A 255-nucleotide genomic window follows, 5' to 3' on the forward strand; every position below is an offset into this window, starting at 1 on the left:
CAAGAACGGTGCCTCAACCCTGCCCAAGGTGCCATAGCGGGCAATGAGCGCCTGCTCCAGGGCCGCCTCGGCCGTTTTAGCCTTGCCCGAGCGGGACAGATGCCAGCCCAGTAATTCTCGGGTATGGCAATCGATCACCAAGGCCAGCACCGCCCAACCGTCACGACCGGCCCATACTCGGCACATGTCGGTCGCCCAGCGTTCGTTTGGTGCTTTCGCCACCGAAGGCAAGGCTTGAACACGCGGACGAAAGCC

The 255-nt window shown here is 63.1% G+C and carries 1 protein-coding gene; it reads right to left on the reverse strand.

Features of this window, described 5'->3' with window-relative positions; translation table 11 throughout:
* A partial coding sequence (locus KDM89_RS22290; protein ID WP_212689906.1) for a DDE-type integrase/transposase/recombinase occupies window positions 1–255 on the reverse strand: 255 nt, incomplete at both ends.

The organism is Cognatundibacterium luofuense (genome assembly GCF_018139685.1).
GTDB classification, from domain to species: Bacteria; Pseudomonadota; Gammaproteobacteria; order Burkholderiales; family Burkholderiaceae_D; genus Undibacterium; species Undibacterium luofuense.